This window comes from Helicobacter bilis (assembly GCF_900198365.1).
In the GTDB taxonomy this organism is placed as follows: Bacteria; Campylobacterota; Campylobacteria; order Campylobacterales; family Helicobacteraceae; genus Helicobacter_A; species Helicobacter_A bilis_B.
This window is the reverse complement of sequence record NZ_FZMS01000098.1, coordinates 1-8,747: the sequence shown is the minus strand read 5'-3', so window position 1 is coordinate 8,747 and position 8,747 is coordinate 1. Positions and strand designations below refer to the sequence as shown.

The following is an 8,747-nucleotide window of genomic DNA, read 5'->3' as shown; positions in this document are numbered from 1 at the left end:
ACAAAAGAGATAAAGCTATTGCCATATAATAAGCCTAGTGAAAATAAAGCAGTGGAAGTGGATAGGTTGAGTAATGTGCTAGATTCTAAGCCTTTGCAACATGAAAGCTTTGTTAGACAAGATTTGAGAAAGAGAGTTTGGCAAGAAAACGAGAATTACGATATTAGCAACCCCAAACTTTTTAGCTATAAATTCCTTGACAATAAAGAAATAATAAATATGCCAGACTTTGCATTAAGCGATAAGGGAAAGGCAATAAAAAAGGTAGTGGCAGAAGAGCCAAGACAAAGAGAGTTAATAGAACAGATAAATGCAGGGCAGACAGAAAAATTCGATGAATTTATGGATAAAGAAAGGGAAGCCCTACAAGCCTTAAAAGTTAATCTACAACATGATGAGACTGCCGCACAAAGATTTATAGACATGGCAAATATGTTTAAGGATAATGAGCTAAAAAGGGAATATTTCAAAGAAATGCTTAATGTTGCTGACACTATAAGGCATCATACACACACAACTTACCCTATGTTTGAAAAAGCATATAAAGATTTGTTAAAAGAGATGTTCCCAACAAAGCCAAAAGACATTCACTTTACAGACAAAAAGGGTAAGGAACACATACTTACAAAAGAAGTGCAACAACAATGGCTAGATACATTTAACCTTAAAAGCTTAGATGACACATTTATTCCAAGCATTCCACAAGAAGTAAGGGAAGCCATAGGTAAAGATATTAAAGTCAATTTTAAAGATTTGTTGAAATTGGTAGAAAATGGTAGAGAAAAATATATCCCACAAATACGAGAAACTTTTTCAAAACCTGAAGCGGCGTTTATTGACGAGCAAAACGATTTAATATTTGCAAGGACAATGACAGATAATTTATTTTTTGTGAATGTGAGTCGTGATTATGGGGAAAATTTCTTAAATGTAACACTTAGTCCAAAAAAACATAATACTTTGTTAAATAAATTAAAAAATGCAAAAGAAATATTTATTGACAAAGTGTCTCCCGAGCTTCGAGATTCCTCAGCACATAAAGCTTCTACAGATTTCCTGTCTTCCACCAGCAGAGACACACAAAATCCTACCACAAAACAGGAAATAAGTAAAGAGATAGAATCTAAAAGCACACAAGAACCTGTAACACAAAAAGAAACACAAGAGAATACACAAGCAATAAATCAAAGTGAAGGCATAAGAGAGCAAAACCAACATTTACACCTTGAAAACTTAGATACAACACGCTTTTTTGAAACTATAAATAATATGCAAGGCAAAAATCTAAGCAAAAAAGACAAAATACAATTATTTGATAGCTTTACTTCTGCCCTGCAATCTAGGCAAGATTTAATCATTGATGAAATTGAGAGAATTGTAAAACATGCAAATAAAAGCAAAGATAAGAAATATAAAGATTTTAGCGATTTAGACCAATATGCCATGAAAGAAATTTTCTTTAAGCTTAAAAATAAGGATTTATATGATGATTATGAAAGCATACTTAAAGAATTAAAGGCTAATAAGGATATTGATTGGGATAAAAGCATTTTTAAAGAATTTCAAAATACTGAAAAAAGCATTGCTTTAAGTAATAATAAGATTAGCAGTGGCGTTGCAGAAGACTTTGCAAAAAGTCTAAAGGAATGGGAGCTAGATAATAATCATATTGTTAATAAATTTAAAGATACAATACAATCACAAAAAATAAAGGATACACATGCAAACACAAAACAATACGCAAACACAACAAACAACACAGAAAAAGAAAACAGCAGCACAGACAATAGACATGAAGCTACTCAAAGAGAGAATGGGGCTGACACTGAATGGACTGCTACACGCACGAGCAATAATCCACAAGGAAATAAGGACACAGAAAGCCTTGCAGAAAGAGACAATGGAATTAGCAATGAGTATGCACCAAGCACAAAAGAGATGGCACAAGAGTGGAATGAAAAAACTCATGAAAAAAGAGATATACGAGATGACTCTAGCCATAGCAGCAGCGACATTGAAACCAATGCTAATATTAGCAGAGATACACAAGGACATAATGCTAGAATCAGACCTAATGAGACTGACAACAAGCGATATAAGCATGATGGAAACGATGATAGGGGTAACTCAAGGGCTAGAATACACAGAAATGTATCTCTAAAGAAAAAAGGTAAAAAGGATTCTAACACAAATATAGAATCTAAAGTTGCCACACAAGACATAGACACACAATCTACACCACAAGTAAAACCCAAAAAACTCACTGATAAAGAAATAATCGATAATTTCTTAAAAGAATATGATAATCATGAATATGGAAGCAAAGAAATATCATTAATAAAAAATATCGACAAACCTGAAAATTTAATGTATATAGTTAAGGCAATCAAAGATTTTAACGAGGCTAGAACTTTAAAAGATGATATATTAAAAATTGATACTAAAGCAATTGCTGATGCTGGTGTTTTAACCATTGAAGAAAGGCAGCAACTTGGCCGTGGAATGACCGGTTTGCTGCCATATATTAAAGAAGCTTTTCTTTATTTACATAAAGCACCATATCCTGCAGAAATATATAAGATAAGTAACATTAAAAAAGCATTAAAAGAAGTCAAAAAAGCCTATAATCTAGTCCAAGAAAAAGGCTTACATAGATTTGACTATCCACAAACAAATAAAGATGTTTCGCTTAACGCTCAACATGACAAGGAAATACCTGCAAACACACATGAAAAAGAAACACCAAAGACTACACGAGAAATAATAGATGAAGCAAAAGAGAGTGGCAGGAGTGTAAGAGAGACACAGAAAGCGATACAGAATAATACCGCATTAAGCAAAAAAGTAACGAGCAAACTCTCAAAAGATGAGTTAGATAATCTGCCAATTGCGACACAAGATGAGTTAAGGGGATTTTTAGAATCTGTTGAGAAAAAAGAGTATCAAAACGCCCCAGATGTTTTGAAAATAGCAACTCTTAATGATGAATTAAAATCATTACTAAATCATAATAATAATGCGAATGTATTTATCACAAAATCAACAGCAGGGCATATTTCACAGAATAGAAAAGGGCAATATAATCAAGCCTTAAGAATGGAAGAAAAGCTAGAAATACCGCAGATTGTAAATGAAGCAAAAACTGCTTACACAGGCGGTGGCGATGGCTTTGTTATTCCATTTGCAGACAAAATAAATAAAGATAAGATGAATTTAATTGTTTTAAACTCTGATGAAAAAGGCAACTTTCTAATCACTACAAAAAAAGTAAATACAAATGATTTTAATGAAGGTGTATATAAAGAAGCAAGGGCAGGAGTCGAACCTGCTACCACTACTCTACAAAATGCAGAGCAAAAGCCTACCGAAGCTATTTCACTTGCTAAACCTAATCCTACCACAAAAGCAGAAAAAAGTCAAAAACCAAAACCAAAACAAAGTCCAAAAGAATTAGAAAATATAGAAAGTGATAGCAATCCAGCAGGGATTCTAAACCCTGAAGAATTAGCAACACTCAATAAAGAGTTTAAACTAGGGGAAATACAAGACTTAAAAGGACAAAAAGCCTTATATGATGCAAATATAGAATCTCTTAGCTTACTTGATGACATACTAAAGAGTGGCAGAGTAGCAACTGATGATGAAAAAAAGATTTTGAGTAATTTTAGGGGCTTTGGCAAGGCAAGTAATGAATTATATCAAGTGATAAAAGAAAAAGGTGAGAGACTAGATAGCCTTAATAAGCTTTTAGAGAGTTTGAGTGAATCTGTTGGAGCAAAGATAGACGCTGATTATTTATTCCGCAGGGCAGGTGATGCTTACTACACACCTACACCTATTGTAGAATCTATGGTAAAACTTGCTAAGGATTTAGGATTAAACAATAATCATTTAATACTAGAGCCTAGCAGTGGGAGTGGTAGATTCTTAGGGCAGTTTCACTCAAATGCTAATGTAGTAGGCATTGAGCTTGACCCTTTTACTGCTAAATTATCACAGACTATATATCCCTACTTTAAGATAGATAATGCAGGATTCCAAAACTCTAAATTTGCAAAAGATGACTTTTATGATTTAGTTATAGGGAATCCCCCTTATAGTAATTTTATTATTAGAGATGAGGCTTTTAGTGCTTCAGCTCATAACTACTTTATGAAAAGGGGTATTGATAAATTAAGAGTTGGTGGCATTAGCATACAGATAGTAACAAAAAGCTTTATGGATTCTAGTAATGACTTAGTGCGTAAAGAAATAGCTAAGAATGCAAAGTTTCTAGGGGGAGTAAGACTGCCAAATAATGCTTTTAAAGACGCAAGTGTAACGACTGATATACTTGTCTTTAAAAAGGTAAGTGCCGCTGAAGCTAAAAAGCTAGATAACTCATGGATAGAGACAACAGAGTTAAATGGCATACCTGTAAGCAAATACTTTGTAGATAACCCACAAAATGTTCTCGGTGAAATGAAAGTTGGTAAAGGGCAGTTTGGGGATATAGTGCATGTTATAAATAAAGAGGGCATTGACTTTTCTAACTTTGATTTAATGCCTTATTTAAATAGAAAATATGATTTTGATACATTAAGACTAAAAGATAATAATACGCATTCATTAAAAGACTTAGAGAGTGAAGTAAAGACTACACAAGATATTACAGATAGTCAAATGGGTGCTGTAAGATATGATACAGAAAAAGACAAGTTTATAAAAAATGATGGGGGAAGTGATGATGAGCTTGACTTAAGAGAGTATTTACAATCCTTAGAGGTTGCTTGGAAACCTGAAACAATAGAAAAAAGGATAGCAGAATATAAAGAGACAAAAACACACATTTATAGTTTAATATATCGTTATCAAAAAGATTGCCACATTACATCATTGAACACTATTATATTGGGAAATACAGCATTGCAGTAAATATTTTCATAATAAAGGAAAATTATGTTGGATTTTGATTTTACACAATTTGATAATAAAGAATTTTTACAAAACTTTAAGGAAGATTCTGTTAGGGAATTAATTATTGCACCACTTTTGAAAAAGCTTGGATTTAGACTAAAAGATTCTAAACAAGCTTTAGAATCTAGACTTGAATGTCAGCTATCACATAATAAAAAAGCAGATTTCCAAATCGGCAGTAATAAAAAGATTGAAGCAGATTTAACACCTGATTATACGCTTTATGTAGATTCTAAGATGTATTGCATTTTAGATGCAAAAGCACCGCATAAAGATATAGGCAAAGGCAGTGATGCTTATAATCAAGTGGTAAGCTATGCGGTAGGCTTTGATTGTAAGTTTTTTGCTTTGTGTAATGGAAAGAGATTTATTGTTTATGAGCTATCTAATATTGTGTTTGATATTGATTTAAAAGAGCTAGATTCTAAGTTTTCTATATTACAAAGCTTTTTCTTAAAAGAAGAGATACAAAAAGCACAGACAAGTAAAAAACCAGATAGCTGGTATTTAAAAGCAGAGATTCCAAAAGAGATTAAAAATCCACAAAAACAAGCAAAGGCAAGATACTTTGGCTGTAATGCGTATTTCACAAGACAAAGCTGGGACATAGTAGAAAAGCATATACAGGCTTTTACAAATGAAGGTGATGTAGTGCTAGATCCTTTTGGAGGTAGTGGAGTTACTGCTATCGAAGCGATGATGAATGGAAGAGTTGGAATCCACACAGATTTAAATCCCTTAAGTATTTTTATGACTAAAGCATTAAGTGTTGAATGCGATTTAGATTTACTCTACACTAGCACACAAGAGATTTTAGAAGAGTTTGAGAATCAAAAGCCTAAAATTGAGAAAGAAGCAAAAGAGATTCTAAAAAATGCGAAATATTATCCTAATGCAATCGATAGTGAATTTGGAGAGATTGCTAGTCAAAAAGAGCAAGATTCTATTCTTTGGATTCCGCAAGATGAGATTTTGCCTAAAGGAAGTGATGTAGATTCTGTATTAAAACTTTTTAGTAAAAAACAATTAGTAGAATTAGCCATTCTAAGACGATTAATCTTTAAGAAAACTACACCAAGCGGCACTAAGGCAAATAGAATAAAAAAAAGGGGATTACGATATAGTCTTTTACTTGCGTTTTATAATACACTGACACTCATTAATCTCACCTATCACAATACACCCAATGGAGGACCAGCATCCGCTATAACGAGATATTATCGTTATAGAATAGCACCACGCCCAGATTTTTTAAATACCGCAGATATTTTTCAAGGCAAAATCAACAGAGCGATCAAAGGCAAAAAAGAATTGCAACCAAGCCCATCTCAGCAATCTAAATTTTATAAAGCCTATTACCAGCCCATAAAATCAGTAATTAAAGACTTCAATGGAGCAATGCTAAGAGATAGGGGCAGTTTAGACAAACTAGATTCTATAGAATCTAAAAATAATGGCGAAAAGATATTTCAAGCCGATGCAACAAACTTAAAAGAAATAGAATCACAAAGCATAGATTTTATCTATACTGATCCACCTTATGGAGCTAAGATTCCCTATTTAGATTTATCTACTATGTGGAATGCATGGCTTGATTTACCTGTGGATAAAGAGATAAGGGAGAAGGAATGTATAGAAAAGGGAAGTTTAGATAAAACAAGAGAGGATTATTATGAACTAATGGTAAAGAGTTTAAAAGAAATGTATCGTGTATTAAAGTTTAACAGATGGCTTGTCTTTGTTTTTCAACATCAAGACCCTAGACTTTGGCAGATATTACGCACGAGTGCAGAAGAGATTGGCTTTGAATATGCAGGGACAATGAGACAGAGCAATGGGCAAACAACTTTTAAGCAACGACAATTTGCCGCAACGATTGTAAGCGGACAGCTTATGGTGTATTTTAGAAAGGTAAAAAACAAAGACACAGAGATAAAAGCAAAACTAGGTGATAATACAAAAACACTCTTAGAAGTTGCTAAAACAGAGATTATAGAAAAAAATGGTGCAACACTAGCAGAGATTAATGACGCATTAATCGTTACTGCTATGAATGAAGGCTTTTTAGATGAATATTTAGAAATCACAGATATGAAATACTTCGTATTACAGCATTTTGACTATGACAAAGAGAGTGGGAAATATCATTGCACTGAAGCCCTAGAGCCAAAGATTCCACTAGAAATGAAGGCAAAATATTTTTTAGTGAATTATTTTAATAAATGTAAAAAGGAAAATAAAGCTGTGTTTTTTAGTGATATTTGCTTTGAAATCATACCTAAACTTACTAATGGGGTAACCCCTGATGAAAGATTTATTAAAGAGATTCTAGAAGATGGATTAGCAGAAGTGGTAGATGAGAAAACAGGTGAATGGCGACTAAAACCTAAGCAAGGCAAACAACTCACATTATTTTAAGAAACTTAATGCAATACTACGATAAGCTTTGGAAATGAGAAAATAAACTTTGCTAAAGATAGTAATAAGACAAAGATACAGAATAAAACAGAACAAGAGAATATAACAAAAGCAGACACAATAAAAGATGAGAACACATTAAACAATAAAGACGCAACAAGGGCTACACAGATAACAAAAGAGAGTAAAGACAAAAAGAAAGAAAAAGAAAAAAGTCCTGAATCTTTAGCTAATGAAAAGCTAAATGCAATCATACAAGACTTTGCAAAGTCTAGTGATAACCTTAAAGTAATATGTGAATATCGTGGATTAAATATCTTAGCAAAAAAAGGACACAGAGGTATTGACTTTTATTTAGGTAAAGATTTAAATGAAGCTTTAAGTATTGCTACAAGCCTAGATATAAGAGATGCTGCATATACAGATAAAAACTATATGCAAAGATTTCATAATGGCTACAATAAGCTTATAAGTGATGAATATATAAAAGAATTACAAGGGCAGATACAAAAAGCAAAAGATACAAGAGAAAAAGCAAAAAAGGCTTATGAAAAAGAGATTGCCAACAAAGAGAGTGTAGCAGAGCTTAGAAATAGTTTGAATGAAATGCTAGTAAGACAAGCAGAATTGCATAGCTTTTTAGGCAGGGCAAGTGATTCTGAAATAGAGAGATTAAAGGCTATATATGGTGATGACTTTGAAGATATTGTAAGGGGGAAGTTTGGTAAAGAGAATGAGAATAAAGAGAAAGGAAGTAATGAGATAAACACAGCAATAGATAATGATATAACAACACTTCCCTTACAACAAACACAAGAGAAGTTTAACTATGATGAGAAAAAGGCAAAAGACTTGCTAGAGTGGCATAAAGACTCAAGCCCTTTAACAAAAGATGAAAACGGACTGCCTAAAGTGTTTTATCACGGAAGTGAAACTGATAAACCTTTTGAAGTATTTTTAAGTGAAAAAGACCAAACAAAATGGGGATTTTGGTTTAGTAGTGATGCAAATGATGCAGATTTATACGCTAGGGCTAGAGGCAATCAAGCAGGGAAGCACGGATATAAAGTTTTTCTCAAGGCAAAAAATATATTTGATTTCAATGATGAGAAAAATTTAGAAGTGCTTAAAAAGATTTTTAGCAAAGATGATTATGAGTTTATGCTAGATACCTTGCAAAAGTGGGGAAATGAAATTAATGTTTTCAATATGCTAAAGGATACAAATTTTGATAGATATAGAAGCAAGGCAGAAGTATTTAAAAATGAACTGAAAAAATTAGGATACGATGGGATAAAAGAGCTAGGCGACACGATTGTAGTCTTTGATAGCAATCAAATAAAGCATATTGACAATAAAGGAAGCTATACAGA

At 32.7% G+C, this 8,747-nt stretch carries 3 protein-coding genes; all 3 read left to right on the top strand.

Annotation, left to right across the window (positions count from 1 at the left end; translation table 11 throughout):
* The first annotated feature begins 18 nt into the window (after positions 1–18).
* A complete protein-coding gene (locus C6H08_RS10750; RefSeq protein ID WP_034580108.1) occupies positions 19–4,914 on the top strand; it encodes an SAM-dependent methyltransferase in 4,896 nt (1,631 codons plus the stop codon).
* 24 nt (positions 4,915–4,938) lie between these two features.
* The gene (locus C6H08_RS10745; RefSeq protein ID WP_034580107.1) at positions 4,939–7,374 is read left to right on the top strand and encodes a DNA methyltransferase; all 2,436 of its coding nucleotides are present in this window, start codon (positions 4,939–4,941) and stop codon (positions 7,372–7,374) included.
* A gap of 435 nt (positions 7,375–7,809) precedes the next feature.
* The coding region (locus C6H08_RS12185) for an ADP-ribosyltransferase-containing protein (RefSeq protein WP_459178058.1) at positions 7,810–8,747 on the top strand (938 nt) is incomplete at its 3' end.